Origin of the sequence: Kocuria sp. HSID17590 (assembly GCF_003989485.1) — a bacterium.
Lineage (GTDB): Bacteria > Actinomycetota > Actinomycetes > Actinomycetales > Micrococcaceae > Kocuria > Kocuria salsicia.
In genome coordinates this window covers 1-21,265 of sequence record NZ_RBMB01000040.1, presented here as the reverse complement: position 1 = coordinate 21,265, position 21,265 = coordinate 1, and the positions used below count along the sequence as shown (strand labels likewise).

The 21,265-nt window shown below is 70.5% G+C and carries 16 protein-coding genes; 11 read left to right on the top strand and 5 right to left on the bottom strand.

Features of this window, described 5'->3' with window-relative positions; genetic code table 11:
* Positions 1–126: 126 nt before the first annotated feature.
* From D8M39_RS11335 to D8M39_RS11310, 6 genes are all read left to right on the top strand, one after another.
* Complete coding sequence (locus tag D8M39_RS11335) at positions 127–2,736, top strand: DEAD/DEAH box helicase family protein (protein ID WP_238694067.1); 2,610 nt, start codon at positions 127–129, stop codon at positions 2,734–2,736.
* 191 nt (positions 2,737–2,927) lie between these two features.
* Complete coding sequence (locus D8M39_RS11330) at positions 2,928–3,392, top strand: prevent-host-death protein (RefSeq protein WP_126875025.1); 465 nt, start codon at positions 2,928–2,930, stop codon at positions 3,390–3,392.
* 326 nt (positions 3,393–3,718) lie between these two features.
* Positions 3,719–4,930, top strand: a complete 1,212-nt coding sequence (locus D8M39_RS11325) for a TAXI family TRAP transporter solute-binding subunit (protein WP_126875024.1) — start codon at positions 3,719–3,721, stop codon at positions 4,928–4,930.
* Complete coding sequence (locus D8M39_RS11320; protein WP_238694066.1) at positions 4,927–7,158, top strand: TRAP transporter permease; 2,232 nt, start codon at positions 4,927–4,929, stop codon at positions 7,156–7,158. The genes D8M39_RS11325 and D8M39_RS11320 overlap by 4 nt, the downstream gene beginning before the upstream one ends.
* 343 nt (positions 7,159–7,501) lie before the next feature.
* On the top strand, positions 7,502–8,308 hold the full coding sequence (locus tag D8M39_RS11315) for an enoyl-CoA hydratase/isomerase family protein (protein ID WP_126875023.1): 807 nt from the start codon (positions 7,502–7,504) through the stop codon (positions 8,306–8,308).
* The gene (locus D8M39_RS11310) at positions 8,305–9,180 is read left to right on the top strand and encodes a 3-hydroxyacyl-CoA dehydrogenase family protein (RefSeq protein ID WP_126875022.1); all 876 of its coding nucleotides are present in this window, start codon (positions 8,305–8,307) and stop codon (positions 9,178–9,180) included. The genes D8M39_RS11315 and D8M39_RS11310 overlap by 4 nt, the downstream gene beginning before the upstream one ends.
* 125 nt (positions 9,181–9,305) lie before the next feature.
* On the opposite strand, the gene D8M39_RS11305 is transcribed toward D8M39_RS11310, so the two are convergent.
* On the bottom strand, positions 9,306–10,238 hold the full coding sequence (locus D8M39_RS11305; RefSeq protein WP_126875021.1) for a LysR family transcriptional regulator: 933 nt from the start codon (positions 10,236–10,238) through the stop codon (positions 9,306–9,308).
* A gap of 315 nt (positions 10,239–10,553) precedes the next feature.
* On the opposite strand from D8M39_RS11305, the gene D8M39_RS11300 reads away from it, so the two are divergent.
* The 3 genes from D8M39_RS11300 to D8M39_RS11290 all read left to right on the top strand — a co-directional run bounded on the left by D8M39_RS11300 (position 10,554) and on the right by D8M39_RS11290 (position 14,376).
* The gene (locus D8M39_RS11300; RefSeq protein ID WP_126875020.1) at positions 10,554–11,732 is read left to right on the top strand and encodes a CaiB/BaiF CoA-transferase family protein; all 1,179 of its coding nucleotides are present in this window, start codon (positions 10,554–10,556) and stop codon (positions 11,730–11,732) included.
* Positions 11,729–12,931 carry an acyl-CoA dehydrogenase family protein gene (locus tag D8M39_RS11295; RefSeq protein WP_055082102.1) on the top strand — a complete coding sequence of 401 codons (1,203 nt, stop codon included), beginning with the start codon at positions 11,729–11,731 and terminating at the stop codon, positions 12,929–12,931. Before D8M39_RS11300 ends, D8M39_RS11295 begins: the two co-directional genes overlap by 4 nt.
* A gap of 221 nt (positions 12,932–13,152) precedes the next feature.
* A complete protein-coding gene (locus D8M39_RS11290) occupies positions 13,153–14,376 on the top strand; it encodes a phosphatase PAP2 family protein (RefSeq protein WP_238694065.1) in 1,224 nt (407 codons plus the stop codon).
* Here D8M39_RS11290 and D8M39_RS11285 read toward each other — a convergent pair.
* Complete coding sequence (locus D8M39_RS11285) at positions 14,285–15,184, bottom strand: MBL fold metallo-hydrolase (protein WP_055081972.1); 900 nt, start codon at positions 15,182–15,184, stop codon at positions 14,285–14,287. The two genes, D8M39_RS11290 and D8M39_RS11285, sit on opposite strands and share 92 nt — an antisense overlap.
* Before the next feature lie 96 nt (positions 15,185–15,280).
* Here D8M39_RS11285 and gluQRS point away from each other — a divergent pair, with 96 nt between their 5' ends.
* Complete coding sequence (gene gluQRS, locus D8M39_RS11280) at positions 15,281–16,228, top strand: tRNA glutamyl-Q(34) synthetase GluQRS (RefSeq protein ID WP_174233459.1); 948 nt, start codon at positions 15,281–15,283, stop codon at positions 16,226–16,228.
* Positions 16,229–16,447: 219 nt separating this feature from the next.
* Positions 16,448–17,989 (top strand): sodium/proline symporter PutP, encoded by a 1,542-nt coding sequence (gene putP, locus D8M39_RS11275; protein WP_126875019.1) that lies wholly within the window; start codon positions 16,448–16,450, stop codon positions 17,987–17,989.
* A 257-nt stretch (positions 17,990–18,246) separates the two neighbouring features.
* On the opposite strand, the gene D8M39_RS11270 is transcribed toward putP, so the two are convergent.
* The 3 genes from D8M39_RS11270 to D8M39_RS11260 all read right to left on the bottom strand — a co-directional run.
* Complete coding sequence (locus D8M39_RS11270) at positions 18,247–19,224, bottom strand: L-lactate dehydrogenase (protein ID WP_174233454.1); 978 nt, start codon at positions 19,222–19,224, stop codon at positions 18,247–18,249.
* A gap of 273 nt (positions 19,225–19,497) precedes the next feature.
* Entirely contained in the window at positions 19,498–20,442 is a 945-nt protein-coding gene (locus D8M39_RS11265; RefSeq protein WP_083482262.1) for a CoA ester lyase, read from the bottom strand.
* 363 nt (positions 20,443–20,805) lie between these two features.
* A partial coding sequence (locus D8M39_RS11260) for an ATP-dependent helicase C-terminal domain-containing protein (protein WP_305778385.1) occupies positions 20,806–21,265 on the bottom strand: 460 nt, incomplete at its 5' end.

Sequence of the window (21,265 nt, the reverse complement as noted above, 5' to 3'; positions counted from 1 at the left end):
GCGTGGGTCATGAACGGGCTCTTCCAGGCAGGTGGGTGGTGTAGGAACTTCCATCCTGTGGCGAGGAGCCCGTTCCTCATCTCATCGCCACACCCGTGCCAAGAACCTCATGCCCCACAACACCTAGTGCACTTCGCGCTCACGGACAACGACGTCTACATGACCACCGAGCTGAAGGGCGCGGGGACGTCGTTCCTGCCCTTCAACCGCGGTCACCACAACGGCGCGGGCAACCCGCCCAACCCGAACGGTGCGCGTTCCTCGTACTTCTGGGAGGAGACCCTGCAGCGGGACACGTGGCTGAGCATCCTCACCAAGTTCGTGTACGTGAACCACCAGAAGAAGGTGGATCCGCGCACGGGTGCGGAGATCGACCGCGCGCAGATCCGCTTCCCCCGCTACCACCAGTGGCGCGCGGTCAGCCGGCTCACCGCCGCGGCCCGTGAGGACGGACCGGGTCACAAGTACCTCATCCAGCACTCCGCCGGTTCCGGCAAGACGGACTCCATTGCCTGGACCGCCCACCGCATGGCCACACTCCACACTGCTGCGGGCGAGAAGGTGTTCGACACCGTCTTCGTGATCGCGGACCGCCAGGTGCTGGACCGCCAGCTCCAGGACGCCGTGGACCAACTGGTCAACAGCACGGGCCAGTTCCAGCCCATCACCTCGGGCTCGGAGGGTTCCAAGACGGGGCAGCTCATCGAGGCGCTCTCCGCGGGGGTGCCCATCATCGGCGTGACCCTGCAGACCTTCCCCTACGCCCTGTCCAAGATCCGGGAGAAGGGCGGCTCGTTCGAGGGCAAGCGCTTCGCGGTGATCGCGGACGAGGCCCACTCCTCGCAGTCCGGCAATGCGGCCAGCGCGGTCAAGGAGCTGCTGTACCTCAACGACCCCACCGCGGCCACGGGCACCGACTCCCCCGCGGTGGACGAGAACGGCGAGCTGGAACCGGGCGCCGATCAGGACGCCCTGGTCCGCATGGCGGCCCAGGCGGACGACGGCCACCGGATCAGCTACTTCGCGTTCACCGCGACCCCCAAGGCCAAGACCATCGAGCTCTTCGGCACCCCCAACGAGGCGGGCAAGAAGGAGCCGTTCGACCTCTACTCCATGAAGCAGGCCATCCAGGAGGGCTTCATCCTGGATGTGCTGAAGAACTACACCACCTACGAGCGCGTGGCCAAGATCGCGCTGCGGGGTTCGGACCCCGCGAACGTGCCCGGCGCGAACGGGACGAACGGCAGGGAGGGGGCGGCAGCGGCGTCGTCGTCCGGGGAGAGTGCGGAGAGCGGCGAGGTGGACGTGCGCCGGGGCACGCGCGCGTACATCGGGTTCGTGGAGCTGCACCCCACCAACGTGAGCTCCAAGGTGGACGTGATCGTCAAGCACTACCTCACCACTGTGCAGCCCGCGTTGAACGGGCGAGGCAAGGCCATGGTGGTCACCGGCTCGCGCGCGGCTGCGGTGCAGTACCAGCGCGCATTCCAGCGCCACATCGAGCGCGAGAACCTGCCGCTGAAGACCCTGGTGGCGTTCTCCGGCACGCTGCCGGACCCGGACGTGGCGGTGATCGGGGACGGCGAGCGCCCCGAGGTGACCGAGGCGTCCATGAACCCGGACGTGCGCGGGCGGGACCTCGCGGCGGTGTTCAACCAGGACGACCAGAACATCCTGATCGTCGCGAACAAGTACCAGACCGGCTTCGATCAACCGCTGCTGGTTGGTATGTACGTGGACAAGCGGCTCTCCGGCATCGCCGCCGTGCAGACGCTGTCCCGGCTCAACCGCCGCATGGACGGCAAGACGGACACGTACGTGCTGGACTTCGTGAACGATCCGGACCAGATCCTCGCCGCGTTCCAGGAGTACTACGAGGACGCCGAGATCAAGACCCCCTCGGACCTGGACCTGGTCTCCAAGCAGCTCGAGAAGCTCAAGGCCGCGGGCATCTTCAACGACTCCGAGGTGGACCGGGTGTGGGAGGCGTGGAACAACGTGCGCGGCAAGCACACCTCCCTCTCCCCCGGCCTGGATCCCGCCGTGGAACGCTTCATGGACCGCTGGGAGCGGGCTTCCCAGGACGACGACGCCGCGGCCCGGGACACGCTCGAAGAGTTCCGTTCCCTGCTGGGCCAGTACGTGACCTCCTACGCGTTCTTCTCGCAGATCCTCAACTTCGGGGACCCGGAGTACCTCAAGCTGTCCGTGTTCGCGGACCTGCTTGAGCGACGGCTCAACGCGGTGCTGGAGACCGAGACCCCGGAGACGGTCACCGCCGAGGACGTGGTGCTCACGCACTACCACCTGGAGAAGCAGCGCGAGCAGGACCTGGCGCTGCACGAGGGCGAGCCCGAAGGACTACGGGGCCTGACCGAGGTGGGCATGAGCAAGCAGGCGGAGCGGGAACGCGCCGCCAAGACCGAACTCGTGGAGAAGGTCAACAAGTACCTCGGCGGTCTGGACGCCTCCGACGACTACAAGGTGGACGCCGTGAACCTCTGGCTCACCACCGCCCAGGACAACGAGAACCTCAGGCAGCAGGCCCGCAACAACACCCCCGTGGACTTCGCCCGCTCCCCCGAACTGCGCGTGGTCCTGGAGGACAGCGTGTGGAGCCACAACGACCTCTCCGAGAAGTTCGCGAAGGTCCTGCAGGACATGCCCGCGCACGAGCTGGTGTCCCTGGCGATGGCCGCCGGCTTCTACGACCGGCTGCGGGGTGAGGCGGGGTAGGGCGACCGGCCATTCCTGGTGCCGGGGTCTCTGGTGCTGGGGCGCTGGGGGTGCGAACATCTGAGCCACGATCTGCCCACGGAACAGCCCCGCCGGCGGGCATTTCACGCCTCAGATGTTGCCCGGTTCAGGGCCCGCTCTCCGTGCCTCTTTAGTTGTCTTCAGAACAACTTCAGAACTAACCTGGTGCCATGAGCGCCGCCCAGACACTCCCCCACGAGTTCAAGTCCTCAGACCTCAGCCGTTCCTCCGGTGAGGTCTTCGCGGCCGCGTCAGAGCACCCCGTGACGGTCACGCGACGCGATGGTGAAAACCTCGTGATGATGACCGACAGCGAGGACCGCGCCCGACGCGACCTGCTCGACCTTGCGGCCCAGCTGATCGTCATCGCCACTGACTCTCAGGGAAGCCTCGCAGAGCGCATGTCGGAGGTCTTCCCGTGGATGTTCGCGCTCTCGCCGCAGAGCCGTGACGAATGCGCGCGGGCCATTCTGCAGGCCGCCCGCGCTTCCTTCTCCACCAAGCAGCCGCACCTGGCCATCGCCGAGCTCACCTCCTGGAAGGAGACAGCCACCGCACTGGCCGCGGGCCTGCGCAACGACCCCGTGGAGTGGCTGGACGACGACGAGCCGGTCGAACGGCCCACCCACGGCTGACGCTCCCTGCACCGTTCCCGGGAGGGGCGGACGGGCGGACATCTGAGGCACGATCTGCCCATGGAACAGCGCCGCCCGTGGGCATTCCGCGCCACAAATGTTGGGACCGCTCCACCCAGGCACCCCTGAGTGCCCACCTGTCACGCGTCACCGCTCGGCGTTGCCCGCCCCAACCACCGCTGATACCCGTTCCGCATGAAACTCAAGGGTAAGTGTTCTGGATCACTCATTGACTGTATGAATGGACCCACCGGTTTCCCCGCTCCCCCGCCCCGTCTCGGCGAGCGGGCTCCGGCGATCCGTCGGACCAGCTCAGTGGAGGCACGATGCCCCGTACTCTCAACCGTCGCGCGCTCCTGGCCGCAGCGGCGTCGTTACCCGTGCTGGCCGGCGTGGCCGGGTGCTCGAGCGCCCGGACCGCAAGCGGGCAGTCCAAGCAGCTCGTGTGGTCCACCTACGGCGTGGGAACGGGCACGTACAACGACCTCGCGGCGGTGGCCAACACCCTCACACAGAAGACGGGCCGGCAGATCCGTCTCATGACGTCGGACACCGGCATCGGCCGGCTGGCTCCTCTGATCAACGGGACGGCCCAGTACTCCCGCACCGGTGACGAGTACTACTACGCGTTCGAGGGCAACGACGAGTACTGCTCCGAGCAGTGGGGCCCGCAGGCGCTGCGCCTGGTGTGGACTCCCCCGGGCAACTACGGGGTGCTGGTGCGCAAGGACAGCGGGATCGAGACCGTGGCAGACCTCAAGGGGAAGAAGTACCCCCAGCTGATTGCGAGCACCTCCATCAACCGCAAGCTCGAGGCGATCCTCAACTACGGCGGCCTCACGGGCAAGGACGTGCAGCAGGTGGCGGTGACGTACAGCGCGCAGATCGAGGCGCTGAAGACGGGTCAGATCGACGCCCTGTACCAGAACGTGGTGGGCGCGAACGTCTCCGAGCTGGCGTCCCAGTACCCCATCCGCTGGCTGGACCTGGGCGGCAACGATCCCTCCCGGTACAAGACGTGGGAGGAGCTCGCTCCCATGGTCAAGCCGGGCGAGTTCAGCAAGGGTGCAGGCCTGGGCAAGGGTGAGACAGCCGTGAACATGCAGTACACGATTCCCGTGGTGGCCCGCGCGGACCGTCCCAAGGAGGAGGTGGCCGCGCTCGTGGCGGACATGGACCGGTACTACCCGGACTACAAGGACACCACGCCGGACGCCCACCGCTTCGGCACGGACCAGATCCAGCTCACGCCCCTGGTCATCCCGTTCCACGACGCCATGGTGGAGTTCCTCACCAGCAGGGGCCGGTGGTCCACGGACCTGCAGACGCGGCAGGACGCCCTGCTGGACCGCGAGCGCCGCATGCGGGAGGCGTGGCCCGAGTTCTGGAAGGACCACAAGGACGCCGAGGACCCCAAGGCCACCCGCAAGGAGTGGGTGGCCTGGAAGAAGAGCAACCTCCCCGCCCTCCCCGAGACGCCCGGCACCCTGCCCGGGCAGTCCTCGCCCACCACGTCCCCCACGGGAGGCACTGAATGAGCTCCGCACAGCAACGCTCCGACGCCCTCGGCACCACGCGCTCCACCCGGGGCGCGAGTACCACCCGCGCCGACGACGTCGGGCCCGCCTACGATCCCCGCACCGGGTCCCCGGTCACCGGCACGGATCTCCACCCCCACGCGGGCTACGCCGCACAGCCCACCATGCCCTCGGACGTCTCCCTGCACGACGCCAGCCCACGCCTCACACCCTTCTGGCGCACCGTGCTGATCGTCCTCACGGTGCTGGGCATCCTGCTGACCATGAACCAGATGTTCTTCTGGAACGTGGGCGGGGTGGCCGTTCCCACCAACTCGTTCCTCTACCTGCTGATCGCGCTGTTCGTGCCGATCGTGTTCATCGTGACGCCCCTGCGCAAGCACGCCCCCGGCTCCGCGGCCGGGCAGCGGCGGGGCGTGCCGTGGTACGACGTCCTGCTGATCCTCGCCGTCATCGGAACCAGCGGGTACTTCGCGCTGCACGGCATCGAGATCCAGGAGTACGGCTGGCAGTTCATGGCCCCCACGCTGGCCACCGTGCTGAGCTTCGTGTTCTGGGCCCTGATCCTGGAGACGCTGCGCCGTGCCGCCGGACTCGTGGTCCTGGTGATCGCGTTCCTCTTCTCGGTCTACCCGCTCTTCGCCGGTGTGATTTCCCTGTCCTTCCTGCAGGGCATCTCCTACGACCTCCCCACCCTGGCCACGGTGCACACCATGGGCGTGGACAGCGTGCTGGGACTGCCCCTGCAGACCGCGGGCACCATCCTGGTGGGCTTCCTGCTCTTCGGCGTGGTGCTGCAGCACACCGGCGGCGCGGACTTCTTCCACGAGCTGTCCATGGCGGTCTTCGGCCGCTACCGCGGTGGCTCCGCCAAGGTGGCCGTGGCCAGTTCCGCGGCCATGGGCATGATGAGCGGCTCGGCGGTCTCCAACGTCCTCACCACGGGCCCCATGACCATCCCGGCCATGAAGCGCTCCGGATTCAGCGCTCGGGTGGCTGGCGCAGTGGAGGCCACCGCGTCCTCCGGCGGTTCCATCACCCCGCCCATCATGGGAACCGCCGCGTTCCTCATGGTGTCCTTCGTGGGCGTGCCGTACACCTCCATCCTGGTGGCGGCCACGATCCCCGCGATCCTCTACTACCTGGGCATCTTCCTGCAGATCGACGGCTACGCCGCCCAGCGCGGGCTGCGGGGCACGCCCAAGGACCTGCTGCCCCGCGCCCGCCACGCCTTGGCACAGGGCTGGCCCTACCTGGGGGCGCTCGCGGTGCTCACGGTGCTGCTGTTCACCACGGACTCCGAGGCGCAGGTGCCGTACTGGGTGGTGGGTCTCCTGCTGCTGATCGCACTCGTCAAGCCGAGCGTGACCTTCGGCCCCCGGCAGTGGGTGGACATGGGCGTGGACGTGGGCAAGACGCTCGCCCAGATCGTCGGCATCATCGCGGGTGTGGGCCTGATCCTGGGCGGTCTGACCGCCACGGGCGTGGCGCTGTCCCTCTCCCGCGACCTGGTGGCCCTGGTGGGTGACAACGTCGTGCTGATCCTGATCGCCGGGGCCGTAGTCTGCTTCGTGCTCGGCATGGGGCTGACCATCTCCGCGGCCTACGTCTTCCTCGCCATCGTGATGGTCCCGGCCGTCACTGCGCTCGGTGTGGACCCGATCGCCGCGCACCTGTTCGTCATCTACTGGGCCTCGGTCTCCTACATCACCCCGCCCGTGGGCCTCGCCGCGTTCGCCGCGGCGGGGATCTCGAAGGCCTCTCCCATGGCCACGTGCTTCTCGGCCATGAAGCTCGGCGCGGTGAAGTACGTGGTGCCCTTCGGCTTCGCCCTCAACCCCGCACTCGTGGCCCAGGGCGAACCGGTGCACATCGCGCTGGCGTTCCTCTCCAGCCTCGTGGCGGTCTACGCGATCGCGGCCGCCATGGGCGGGTGGCTCACCTTCGTGGAACGCCAGCTGCCCGTTCCCCTGCGGGTGGTGCTCGCCGTGGGCGGCTTCATGATGTTCCTGCCGGGTGCGCTGGTGACGCTGATCGGCCTCGCCATGGTCGCCGCGGCGGCGGTCGCGGCCCGTCTGAACCGGCCGCGCGCCGTCGTCGACCCCGAGACGGGACAGATCACCCGGGTGCCCCAGGGCGCCCACGACCCGCGGGACCGCGCCTCGGACGACGACGCCGCTGCCGCCGCCGCCTCTGCGACCCCACCCGCGGCCCCGACACACCGGTAGGCGGCATCTGAGGTGTAGAGGTGACCGCAGAACCGCACCTCAGGCGGGCAGTTCTACACCTCAGAATCGCAGGGGCGCAGGTGCCTGACGCCGCAGCCCGTCCACCCGCGGTCGTCGCCCCCCGCACCGCGCCTCCTCTGCAGTCGCACCACGCCCAGCCCGCCCGCCGTCGTCGCCCTCCGCACCACCCCCGCCGTTGCCTCACCCGCCACCGATCCATACCCGTTGCGCATCAATCCCCCGGCCGTGTGGAGTGGTTCACCCTCGGAGCGGTATGAATGGAGCGAGCAGCCCCGCGCCAGACACCGCGGGAGAACGCAAGACCACGAATGGAGCACACACCATGAGCCCAGACCCCAGCGACGTCCTCACCGTGGAGGTGGCGGACGGGATCGCCCTGGTGACCGTCAACCGCCCGGAGGTGCGCAACGCGATCAACGCGACCGTGCTGCAGGCCCTCACCCGCACGCTCGAGGAGCTCGCCGCGGACGACGCGGTCCAGGTGCTGATCTTCACGGGCGCCGGGGACAAGGCGTTCGTGGCTGGCGCGGACATCAACGAGCTCGCCGTGCGCACGCCCCGGGACGGCCTGAAGGCCACCATGCAGGGCGTGTACGAGAAGGTGGAGCAGTTCCCCAAGCCCACAATCGCGGCAGTGAACGGCTACGCGTTCGGCGGCGGCCACGAGCTGGCGCTGGCGTGCGACATCCGCGTGGCCTCCACGAACGCGCAGTTCGCCCTGCCGGAGACGGGGCTCGGCATCATGCCGGCGGCCGGCGGAACACAGCGCCTCGCCAAGCTGGTGGGTCTGGGGCGCGCCACCGAGATCATCCTCACCGGGCGCCGTGTGAAGGCCGACGATGCCCTGGCCATGGGCCTCGTCACGAACGTCGTGGAGCCGGAGCAGCTGCTGGACACCGCGCGCGAGACCGCGAACGCCATCATGGCCAAGGGCCCGCTGGCCATCCAGCTCGCCAAGACGGTGGTCCGCCACGGCTTCGACGTGGACCACCAGACCGGGATCCTGCTGGAGCGCCTGGCCCAGTCCGTGCTCTACAGCAGCGCGGAGAAGGCGGAGGGGACGAACGCGTTCCTGGAGAAGCGCAGCCCGGACTTCCAGGGCGCGGCGCAGAAGGACGTGAACAAGTGAGCGAGAACCCGTTGCAGCAGATCAAGCACGTGACCGTGATCGGTGCGGGCGCCATGGGGTCGCAGATCGCCATGGTGTGCGCGCTGGCCGGCTACGACACGGACGTCGTGGACATCGCCCAGGAGGCGGTGGACAGGGCGGCCGAGCAGCTGCACTCCCGCATGGACCGGGACGTCAGCAAGGGCCGCCGCACCCGGGAGGACGTGGACGCCGCGTTCGAGCGGATGACCTTCTCCACGGACCGGGACGAGTGCGCGGCTCAGGCCGACTTCGTGATCGAGGCCGCGGTGGAGGACCTGACCATCAAGCGCCAGGTCTTCGCGGAGCTGGACGCGGTGTGCCCGGAGCACACCATCCTGGCCACGAACTCCTCGAACATCGTCTCCTCCCGCGTGGCCGACGCCACGAACCGCCCGGAGAAGGTGTGCAACGTGCACTTCTTCAACCCGGCGCTTGTGATGAAGTGCGTGGAGGTGGTCCCCAACCCGGCAACATCCCCGGAGACCGTGGAGACCGCCATGGCGCTCGCCCGCTCGATCGGCAAGGAGCCCGTGCAGCTGAAGAAGGAGGTCCCGGGCTTCGTCGCCAACCGCCTGCTCGGGGCGCTGCGCACCGAGGCTCTGAAGCTCTACGAGGACGGCGTGGCGGACTACGAGGACATCGACGTCGCCGCGAAGACCGCGCTGAACCACCCCATGGGTCCGTTCGAGCTCATGGACATGGTGGGCATCGACGTCGTCTACCTGATCCGCCTGGCCGAGTACGAGCAGACGGGTGACCCCGCGTCCCTGCCCGCAGAGTCGATCAAGGAGAAGTACGAGGCCGGCGAGTACGGTCGCAAGTCCGGCAGGGGCTGGTACGACTACGAGTAGGACGCCGGGCGCTCCTCCGCGCCGTGGACGCACCCGCCCACGCGCGGCGGGCGACGACGCCGCGCGGCGCCGTGCCCTGCCCCTCCCTCCCCCCGCGGCGTGCACTCCGCGCCCGGAGCGGGACGTCACGCGCCGGGGTCGGCGGCCCCCGCCGCACGCGCGCGGCGGGGGCCGCCGTACAGGCTCTGCGCCATGTGCACGACCGCCCGCAGCGCCGGATTGGGGTCCGCTGCGCGCCACAGGATCTGCACCTCGAGCGGTCTCTGCTCCTGCGCGAGGGGCAGGAATACCACGCCGTCCGAGGACACGTTGTCCCGCACGGTGTCCAGGCTCAGCGCGCACCCGATCTGCGCCGCCACCAGCACCAGCAGGGTCCAGGAGTCCGGCGCCACCTGGGCGATCCTGGGCATGAAGCCCGCCGCCATCGCCATGGAGGTCAGCCGGTTCTGCAGCGCCGCGCCGGGCCCGGTGGGCAGGATCACCCAGGACTCCTCCGCGAGCTGCGCCATGCTCACGCGCTGCTCCCCGGCCAGCGGGTGGTCCGCGGGCAGCACCACCATGAGTTCCTCGTAGCCCAGCACGCTGGAGCGCAGCTCCGCCGGGATGAAGTCCCACCGCCCGATCGCGAGGTCCAGCGTGCCGTCCAGCACCTTCTGCATGGCCAGGTGCGAGAACTGCGAGCCGTGCAGCTCCAGGTGGATGCCGGGGCGGTGCGAGCGCACGTGCCGCGCGAGCTCACCCACCGTCCTGTTGATCGAGGCGCCCGCGAAGCCCAGCCGCACCCGCCCGGTCTCACCGGTCACCGACTTCGCCACGGCCGCTCGCGCGTTCTCCGACGCCGCCACGAGCTCCTTCGCGGGCTCCACGAGCGCCGCCCCGGCCGGGGTCAGGGAGACCTGGCGGGTGCTGCGCTCGAACAGCGCGGTTCCCAGGGACTTCTCGATGCTCTTGATGAGCCTGCTCAGCGGCGGCTGGGCGATCCGCAGCTGGGCCGCCGCCCGCCCGAAGTGCAGCTCCTGCGCCACCGCGAGGAACGCCCTCGCCTCGTGCACCTCCATGGTGGACCCGCCTTTCCTCGTACGTTGCCGACGCCACCGGTCGGCGCCGGGTGGCGGCGTCGCCGGGTGCTGGCGACGCCGCGTCCGTCCCGTGCCCGCGCCGCCGCCTGACCGCCACGACGTCGCCGCCGCCGAGCCGTCGTGACCTCACTGCCACGGGCGCACGACGTCGCCGCGGCCCAGCGGAAGCGTGACCCACGATCCCGGCACTGTTGTCTCCAGGGCATCAATGACTGCCTCGTTCTGTATTGGACAGAACATAATGCCAGTGCTTATGTGGTGCAAGACACATCCTCGTCCTCCAAGGGAGTCCGCATGTCCCTGACCAGCTCCTCCCCCGGCACGGGCCCGCTCAGCGGCGTCGTCGTCGCCGACTTCTCCCGGATCCTCGCCGGGCCGTACTGCACCATGCTGCTCGCGGACATGGGCGCCACGGTGATCAAGGTGGAGGGCCCGGACGGAGACGATACCCGGCTGTACAAGCCGCCGAGCGTCAACGGGATCGGCACCTACTACCTCTCCGTGAACCGCAACAAGCACTCCATCGTGCTGGACCTGAAGGACCCGCAGGACCTGGAGACCGCGTACGAGATCATCGACACCGCGGACGTGTTCATCGAGAACTTCAAGCCCGGTGGACTGGCGCAGTTCGGTCTGGATGCCGAGTCCGTGGCCGAGCGCTGGCCGCAGCTGGTGCACGCGAGCATCACCGGTTTCGGCACGAAGGGCGGCAGCCACCTGCCCGGCTACGACCTGCTGGTCCAGGGGGTCTCCGGCTTCATGTCCGTGACGGGTTCCCCGGACGGGCCCCCGCAGCGCGGCGGAGTGGCCCTGTTCGACGTCATCACCGGCCTGCACGCCGCCGTGGCCGTCCTCGGCGCCCTGCACGAGCGCGACATCTCCGGGAAGGGCCAGCACGTGGAGCTGGACCTGCTCTCGGCGGCGCTGTCCGGGCTGGTCAACCAGACCACGGGCTATGCGGCGTGCGGCAACGATCCCCAGCGTCTCGGCAACGAGCACCCGAGCCTGTTCCCGTACGGCCCGTTCCCCACCGCGGACAAGGAACTCATCATCACGGTGGCCAACAACTCCCAGTTCATCCGCTTCTCCACCGTCCTGGGAATGCCCGACCTCATCCGGGACCCCCGCTTCGACAGCGTGGAGAACCGGAACAACAACCGGGAGGAGCTGCGGGTGCTGCTCAACGGCGCGCTGTCCACCGAGACCGCCGAGATCTGGGCGAGCAGGCTGCAGGCCGCCGGCGTGCCGTGCGCACCGATCCTCAGCATCCCGGAGGGCGTGCAGTACGCGGCGTCGCTCGGCCTCGACCCGGTCGTGCAGGTGGGCCGGGGGGACAACACGGTGCCGCTCATCAAGAACCCGGTCAGCTACAGCCGCACCCCCGTGACCTACGAGAAGGCCCCGCCCGCCCTCGGTGCGGACACCGAGGACGTCAAGCAGTGGCTTCGTGCCCAACGAAAGGACCCGTCATGAGCGAGCTGCTCGAGAACCCCGACTTCTTCCTCCTGGACCAGGACCTCTCCGCGGAGGAGACCGCCCTGCGGGACCGCGTCCGCGCGTTCGGCCGCGAGCGCATCCTGCCCGTGATCAACGAGTACTGGGAGCGCGGCGAGCACCCCGAGCCGGTGTTCGCCGGGCTCGCGGAGCTGGGCATCGTGGGAACGTTCATCGAGGGCTACGGCTGCCCGGGGCTCTCCCGCCAGGCGGCCGGTCTGGTGGCCCGGGAGATGGGCCGGGTCGACGGCTCCGTGAACACGTTCTTCGGCGTGCACTCCAACCTGTGCATGGGCAGCATCTACATGCTCGGCAACGAGGAGCAGCGTCAGCGCTGGCTTCCGGCCATGGCCACGGTGGAGAAAACCGGGGCGTTCGCGCTGACGGAGCCGAACCACGGCTCGGACTCGGTCTCCCTGGAGACCTCCGCCCGCCGCGACGGTGACCACTGGGTGCTCAACGGCCACAAGCGCTGGATCGGCAACGGCCACGCTGCGGACGTGACCGTGCTCTACGCGCGCGACGAGGCGGACGGGCAGGTCAAGTGCTTCGTCGTGGAGAAGCAGCGGGACGGCAGCTACCCGCAGGGCTACGAGCCCACGGTGATCGAGGGCAAGGTGGGCAAGCGCGCCATCAACCAGGCGGACATCGTGATCGAGGACCTGCGGATCCCGGACGAGAACCGCCTGGAGAACTGCGCCAGCTTCAAGGACGTCAACAAGGTCCTCAAGGCCACCCGCGGCGGTGCGTCCTGGGAGGCCGTGGGCCACGGCATGGCGGCGTTCGAGATCGCGGCGAACTACGCCCTGGAGCGCGAGCAGTTCGGCCTGCCCATCGCCAACTACCAGCTGGTGCAGGAGCGGCTGGCCACGATGCTCTCGGACCTGACCTCCATGCAGCTGCTGTGCACGCGCATGGCACACCTGCAGGAGACGGACCAGTTCACGGACGCCATGGCCTCCCTGGTGAAGATGACCACCTCCCGCAAGGCCCTGGAGATGTGCCGCACCGCCCGGGACATGCTCGGCGGCAACGGCCTGCTGCTCGAGAACCACATCGGCCGCCACCTCACGGACATGGAGGTGGTCTCCACCTACGAGGGCACCGACTCCGTCCAGGCGCTCATCGTGGGCCGGGCGATCACGGGGGTCTCCGCGTTCACGCGCACCCGCCGCTGAGTCACGGACTGGGCCACGGGCCGGGCCACCGACCGGGTCACGACGACGCCGCTCCCGCCCCCTCGCACGCCCGTCACCCCCGCGCGGGGTGGCGGGCGTGACCGCCGTTCCACCTCACAGCCCCGGCATAGCGGAACGTGCCACCATGGTGTCCGGCCCACCGCACTGCAGGGCGGGCCGCCCGTGCCGTCCCCCTCTCAGTCCGGTGAGGTAGTCCTTCCGTGTCCTACGCGTCCTTCCCCTCTGGCCCCCACGCCTCGTACCCCGCCCCCGGTGCACCGGGCCCCGGAGCACCCCGTCGTGTGCGGGCGCGCTCCGTGGTGGGCACCCTGGTGGTGCTCGCGCTGCTGTGGGGCCTGGTGCTGGTCGTCGCCCACGCCGGGCTGCAGACCGTCACGGGACAGGCCCTGGACGAGGTGGCCCTCGCGCAGGCGAAGGCGGACCGCAACGCGTACTTCCCGCGCCCGGTGCTCGTGCTCGCCCAGTACGCCCCGGAGGTCGTCGCACTGCTCGCGGGCGTCCTGGCGCTCGTGTGGGCGGTGCGCTACCGCCGCTGGACGGCCGCGCTGTGCGCGGCCGGTGCGGTGATCGCGGCGAACGTGACCACCCAGTTCCTCAAGCACGGCGTGCTGGACAAGCCGGACCTGGGCATCCAGCAGATCGCGTCCAACTCGTTCCCCTCGGGGCACACCACCGCCGCGGCGTCCTTCCTCATGGCGCTGCTGCTGGTCGCGCCCCCGCACCGCCGAGCCCGCGCGGGACGCTGGGGGGCCTTCCTCGCGGCGGTCGTGGGCATGCTCACCGTGGTCAACGGCTGGCACCGCCCCTCGGACGCTGCCGCCGCCCTGCTCGTGGTGGCCGGGTGGGGTCTCGTGGCGGCGCTCGCGGAGCGGCTGATCGGCTTCGCGCTCGCGCGCACCGGGCGGAACCGCCGCGGTTCCGCGGGTGCCGGTCTGCGCCGCTACCGGGAGGACCGCTCCCGCCGACGCCGCCGCCTCTCGTGGCGCGAGGACCGCGGGGACAGCGCCTACGTGCCACCCGCCCACGAACGGCAGGCGGAGGAGCGCGAGTGGGCGTCGTCGTCAGGGCGCGAAGATCCGCGCGGTGGCACACGAAACAGCGGGGAGTGGAACGACGCCGCGCAGAGTCACGCCGCGTCGAACGGCGGCGGCCAGCGGGCGGCGTCGTGGGACCGGCAGTCACCGAGCCGCGAGGCGGAGGACGGCAGCCCGTGGTTCCCGGCCCGTCCGCGCACGGCCACGGCGTTGATCCTGGTGGTGCTCACTGCGGTCCTGCTCGCGGCGGCCGTGTGGTGGCCCTACCCGACCGTGGCCGGGACGCTCGCCGGGCGCATCACCCTGCTGGCGGGGTACCTGGGAATTGCTGCGGCGGCAGCTCTGGGGTGGGCTGCGGTGGCTGCGCGGCTCCGGTCTCCGCTTCGATGAGCGCCAGCCGGTCCAGGAACACGCGGGCCACACCGGCCTGGTAGGGCAGGCGGTACATCGCCGCGCTGGAGGGGCCCTCGCCGGAGTCCAGGACGTCCTGGGCGCGGCGCACCGCCAGCTCCATGGTGTCCGCCTGCTGGGCCACGAAGTTCGCGGTCACCGGCGTGCCGTGGCCCGGTACGAAGGCGGTGTAGCGCTCCAGGGTGGCCAGCGCGCGCAGGGACTCCACCCAGCGCTGCGGGTAGGCGTCCTCGAAGTTGGGGTCCGCCCCCTCCTCCACGAGATCACCGCAGAAGACGACGTCGTCCACGCCCACGCAGACGTCGTTGTCCGTGTGGCCCGGGCCCAGGAAGAACAGGGTGACCGGGCGCTCGCCCAGGTCGATGCGCGTGAGAGAGGGCCTGCGGCCGTTGCCGGGAAGCGTGTTGGTGGGCAGCACGAGCTGGGTGTCGATCCCGGAGCCCTCGCCCATCTCCGGCTCCTGCGTGCTCACGATGCTGCGCTGGAACTCGCCCACCTCGCCCATGGCGGTCGAGCACGCCTTGTGGGCCCAGAACTCCGTGGCCCCGGCGCGCGCGAACACGGCGTTGCCCATGTAGTGGTCGTAGTGGGCGTGGGTGTTGACCACGGTCAGCGGCAGCGCGGTGATGTCCCGCACGGCGGCCAGGATCTCCCGCCCCTGCCGCGGCCCGGCACCCGTGTCGATCACCAGGGCGCGCTGAGTGCCGACCACCAGACCGGAGTTCAGTCTCCAGTTCTCGGTGCCGATCACGTAGACGCTGCGGCGCAGCTCCTGGGTGCGTGCCATGGAGCCACTCTATCGGCTGGGCACCGGGCTCCCCGCATCGCAGGCGCAGGTGGGAGGGGCAGCCCGGGCCCGCACCCCGGTGCTACTGTGTGCCGCGTGTCCGTCCCCACGCCAGAGAACACCCTGAGTCCGGCCGGGCGTTTCGCCCCGTCCCCCTCCGGGGACCTGCACCTCGGCAACCTGCGCACGGCCCTGGCCGCGTGGGGTTTCGCGCGGACCACCGGCCACCGGTTCCTGCTTCGCGTGGAGGACCTGGACCGGGTGAAGAAGGGTGCCGCGGAGCGCAACGTGGCGGACCTGCGGGAGCTCGGCCTGGACTGGGATGGCCCCGTGGCACTGCAGTCCGAGCGCATCCCGCAGCTCCTGGACCGCGTCCGCACCCTGACGGACGCCGGACTCACCTACGAGTGCTACTGCACGCGCCGGGAGATCCACGCGGCGGCCTCCGCACCGCACGGCATCCCGGGGGCCTACCCCGGCACGTGCCGCGAGCTGAGCGCGGCGCAGCGCGAGCGCCGTCGTGCCCAGCGACCTCCCGCCCTCCGGCTGCGCGCGGACGTCACCGAGTTCACGGTGCGGGACGAGCTGGCCGGGCCGTTCACCGGGGCGGTGGACGACATGGTGCTCGTGCGCAACGACGGCACCCCCGCCTACAACCTCGCCGTGGTGGTGGACGACGCCGAGCAGGGCGTGGACCAGGTGGTGCGCGGCGACGACCTGCTCCCCTCCGCGCCGCGCCAGGCGTACCTCGCCTCCCTGCTGGGCCACCCGGCGCCGTCCTACGCGCATGTGCCGCTCGTGCTCGGACCCAGCGGGCAGCGCCTGGCCAAGCGCGACGGCGCGGTGACCCTGCGCGAGCTGCGGGAGCTGGGCTACTCGGCGCAGGACGTTCTGGAGTGGCTCGGCTCCTCGCTGGGGATCGAGCACCCCGTGCGCAGCACCGCGGACGTGCTGGAGCACTGGGACCCCTCGGCGTGGCCGCGGGAGCCCGCCGTGTTCAAGCCCTGGCCGGGGCTGCCTGGCGCGGTCGACCCCGAGGGCTGACCCGCCGCCGCGTGCTGGCGCGCCCGGGCGCCCGTCCCCGCACCCGCACCCGTCCCTGCGTCCGCACCCGCCCCTCGGCCTGCCCCGCCCCGGGCGGCGAGGTGAACGGCCCCGGCACGGAGTACTCTTGTGATCCGCTTCACGTCACGGAACCGACGCCCCCTCGGACCCCCGCTACAGTGGGCGCAATCCACCGACCTCGTACCGGAAGGCACGTGCATGTCCGATCAGGCGTACCAACTCATTGCGATCCTGGCGTACTTCGTCGTCATGATCTGCATCGGCCTCTGGGCCAACAGCAAGACGAAGGACCTCGACGACTACATGCTGGGTGGTCGCAACCTCAAACCCGGGGTGGCGGCCCTGTCCGCCGGTGCCTCGGACATGTCCGGGTGGCTGCTCATGGGCCTGCCCGGCGCGGTCTACGTGTCCGGACTCGTGGGTGCGTGGATGGCCATCGGCCTCACCGTGGGCGCCTGGGTGAACTGGAAGATCGTGGCCCCGCGGCTGCGCGCCTACACGGAGGTCTCCCACAACTCCATCACCATCCCCTCCTTCCTGGACAACCGTCTGAAGGGCAACAACCGGATCCTGCGCGTGGTCTCCGGGCTGATCATCCTGGCGTTCTTCACGTTCTACGTGTCCTCCGGCATGGTGGCCGGTGGCGTGTTCTTCCAGTCCTCCTTCGGCACGAGCTACCTCACCGGCATGCTGCTGGTGGCCGGCGTGACCGTGCTCTACACGTTCTTCGGCGGCTTCCTGGGTGCGTCCTACACGGACCTCTTCCAGGGCCTGCTGATGCTCGCCGCGCTCATCATGGTCCCCGTGGTGGGGGTCTTCCTGGTGGGTGGGCCCGGTGAGATGGTCCGCCGCGTGCAGAACGTGAACCCGGACGCGCTGTCCCTGGTGGCCGGCGGCACCGTGATCGGCGTCATCTCCGCGGTGGCGTGGGGCCTGGGCTACTTCGGCCAGCCGCACATCATCGTGCGCTTCATGGCCATGCGCACCCCGGCGGACGCCAAGCCCGGGCGCCGCATCGGCATCACCTGGATGCTGCTCACCGTGCTGGGTGCCGTGGGCACGGCACTGGTGGGCCTGGCCTACTACGGCAACCGTCCGGGCGAGGAGCCCACGGACCCCGAGGCCATCTTCCTGGACATGTCCCAGGTGCTCTTCCACCCCCTGATCGCGGGCCTGGTGCTCGCGGCCGTGCTGGCGGCGATCATGTCCACGATCTCCTCGCAGCTGATCGTCTCCTCCTCCGCCCTGGTGGAGGACCTCTACAACCTGGCCGTCAAGCGCACCCCGGACCCCAAGACCCAGGTGTGGCTGGGCCGCGGCGGCGTGCTGCTCGTGGCCGTGGTGGCCGCGGGCCTCGCGTGGCAGCAGAACTCCACCATCCTGGACCTCGTGAGCTTCGCGTGGGCGGGCTTCGGCGCCGCCTTCGGCCCCGTGGTGCTCATGAGCCTGTTCTGGCGCAAGCTCACCAACGCCGGTGCCATCAGCGCCATGGCGGTGGGCGCCATCGTGGTCTTCACGTGGCAGTACACCCCGTGGAGCGACCTCTACGAGATCGTCCCCGGCTTCGTCCTGGGCGGGCTCGTGGGCATCGTGGTGTCCCTGCTGACCCACCGCGGGAACCCCGAGATCGAGCGCGAGTTCGACGAGACCCTGCGCCTCGTGCACCACCCGGAGCAGGCGGATCCCGCCGCGGCCGCGCAGGCCGCAGCCGCCGGTGACGCCCCCGCCGGCACGCTCTGAGCGCGGCGAGCGGCTTGCCGCCCGGCCTGCCGCGCGCGGCGGGCCGCGTGCGAGTCAGCCGAGCACCGCGCGCTAGGTACTGCGAGCTGAGCACCGCGTACTGAGCGCCGTCGGCTGACCCCGGCCGCCCCGTGCGGGCGGTGACGGGTCACGGCACAGGCCCCGCGGCGGCGGCGTCGTCGGCAACGAACGATCCCCGCACCCTCCAACCGGAAGGTGCGGGGATCGTCGTCTGTCAGCGGTCTGTCGGCCGCGGCTCAGAAGCCGAGGTCGCTGAGCGTCTTGCGCATCGCGTCCGCGGAGGCGTGCAGCTGCTGCTCCTCGCGCTCGCCCATGGGGATCTGCAGCCGCTGGCCCACGCCGGTGCCGCCCACCACGGAAGGCACGGACAGCGCCACGCCGCTGATGCCCCGGTAGTCCTCGAGCACCGTGGACACGCTCATCACGGCGTGCTGGTCCTTCAGCACGGCCTCGGCGATCCGCGCGCCCGAGAGGCCGATCGCGTAGTTGGTGGCGCCCTTGCCCTGGATCACGCGGTAGGCGGCGTTGACCACCTCCTCGCGCAGCCCCTCGAGGCGCTCTTCCGTGAAGGGACGGCGCCCGTCCACCTCCCACTCCCGCAGGGGCACCTGTCCGATGGTCGCGGATGACCACACCGGGAACTCCGTGTCACCGTGCTCGCCGATGATGTAGGCGTGCACGCTGCTCGTGTTCACCTGCGCCTCGCTGCCGATCAGCCAGCGCAGCCGGGAGGTGTCCAGCACGGTTCCGGAGCTGAGCACGCGCTGGTACGGCAGGCCCGTGATGCGCTGGGCCACCACCGTGAGCACGTCGCACGGGTTGGTCACGAGAACGTACACGGCCTGCGGGGCCTGCTCGACCAGCTGCGGCATGAGGGACTTGAGGATCGCGGTGTTCGCACCGGCCAGGTCCAGGCGGGTCTGACCCGGCTTCTGCTTGGCGCCGGCGGTCACGAGGATGATGTCCGAGTCCTTGAGCACGGCGACGTCGTCCGAGCCCTCCACCCGCACACCCGGGGTGAACATCTGCCCGTGGGAGAGGTCCAGGGCCTCCGCCTCGACCTTCGCGGTCTGCAGGTCGTAGAGGGCGATGTCCGTGGACACGCCCCGGATCATGGCGGCGTAGGCCAGCGAGGTCCCCACGGACCCCGCCCCCACGACGCCGATCTTCGTGCGACGGACAGTGGTTTCGATCGATGCGTTCACGGGTGTCATCTCCGTTCGGTTCCGGCGACCTGCACCGGCCCGCGGGTTCCACCCCGGGCCGCCGCAGTTGGCGGAAGCTGCCGGCCCCGACCCCATCCTCGGGGGTGGTGCGCAGCGCGCTCCCACCACGTATTTTCCTCCGCCCCGCCGGGTTACGGCAATGACGCGGCCCACGCCGGGCCCGCGAGTTGCGCGGATCCGGCGTGGGCCGGGTGGGACGGACGGGAACGACGACGCCGCGCCGGGAGCCCGGCGCGGCGTCGTCGTATTCCTAGCCCTGGCTCAGCAGTGGTAGGTGTCCGTGGGGGCCTCGAAGTGCATGTCGTAGCCCTCGGGCAGGCGCATGCCGAACGCGGTGGCCAGGCCGAGCACCTTGCGGGCGCGGGCCAGGCGCGGCAGGTCGGAGCCGTTGCGGATCTGCCCGCCCTCGGCCTCGAACTCCTGCAGGAACTCGGTGGCCCAGGACAGCTCGCTCAGGGAGGGCGAGAGGCCCTCGTTCACGGTGGTGGTCTGCTCGGGCATCAGGCACAGCTTGCCGGTCATGCCGAACTCGTCGGTCACGCCGGTGGCCTCCGCGAGCTTGGCGCCCAGCGCACCCACGGCGGGGCCGTCGATGGGTCCGGGCAGGTTGGCCGCGCGGGACGCGATGGTGAACTGCGAACGCGTGTAGGCCAGCGCCATGGGGTTCTCGCCGAAACCGGTGTCACGCCGGTAGTCGCCGATGCCGAACGCCAGGCGGTAGGTGGAGCGGGCGGTAGCGATGTCCTGCAGGTTCTGCACGCCGCGGGCGGTCTCCACGAGGGCCACGATGCGCGTGCCGCGCAGCATCTCCGCGGTGCGGGTCACGTGCTCGGGGGACTCCGTCATCGCGAGCATCACGCCGTCCAGGCCGGGGACGTCCCGCAGTGCGCGCAGGTCGTCCTCCCACCACGCGGTGCCGAATCCGTTGATGCGCACCCACGCGCGGTTGTACTGGCCGTTCTCGCCGCGTCGACCGAGCCACTGGATGACGTTCTCCCGGGCCTGCGCCTTGTCCGCGGGGGCCACGGAGTCCTCCACGTCCAGGACCACGGCGTCCGCGGCGCTCTGCGCGGCGGCGTCGAAGCGGGCGGTGTGGGAGCCGTTGACGAGCAGCCACGAACGGGCGAGCTCCGGCCCCACGGCGGGCATCTCGGACGGGTCGATGGTCATGGTGTCGGCTTCGGTGTCGGCAAACGTGGTGGTCATGGTGTCACTTCGCGATCTGTGTCTGAGAACGGACACGCCCCCGCAGTCCTCGTGCGCTCTCGCGGCGGACGCGGTGCGGCTTCCCAGGAGGGATCCTCCGGGAGTGCCGCGCGGCGTCGGAGCTGCCGGTCCGAGCGTGCGGGACGGGGTGGCGCGGGTCGGCCTGCACGCCGGGCCAGCCGTGGGTTTGGAACGGTTGGCGCGGGTTCGGCCGCCAGTCGTGGTGCCCCACGTCCCCACGCCGTCGGGTGGATGTCACCGGGTGGGCGGGTGGAGTCGTCGCGCGCACGGTGACGCGCTCGGGCAGTAGCGGTGAGCCCACGGTAACGCAGGTCACACGACGAACTCAAACGCCCGCCGTCGTCACCCGTCCCGGCGCAGGGCGCGCGAGGTCTTCGCGGTGGCCACCGCGTTCCAGGGGTCCTCCGGCCAGGGGTGCTTGGGGTAGCGCCCGCGCATGTCCGCGCGGACCTGGGCGTACGGCCCGGACCAGAAGGACGCGAGGTCCTCGGTGATCGCGAGCGTGTGCCGGCCCGGGGAGAGCAGGTGGAACTGCACGGGCACGCGCCCGTCCACGACCCGCGGGGTCTCGGCCCAGCCGAAGCACTCCTGCAGCTTCACGGACACCACCGGGGGCTGGGCGGGCTCCTCGGCAGAGAAGGTCGGCGGATAGTCGATGCGCGCGGTGTTCCCGCTGGGTACGGGCAGACGCGGGGGCGCGAGCTCGTCGAAGCGCGCCGCCTCGGGCCAGGGCAGCAGCCGCCGCAGGGCGTCGGCCACGCGGACGGAGCGCAGGGAGGCCCCGCGGGCGACGTCGCGCAGC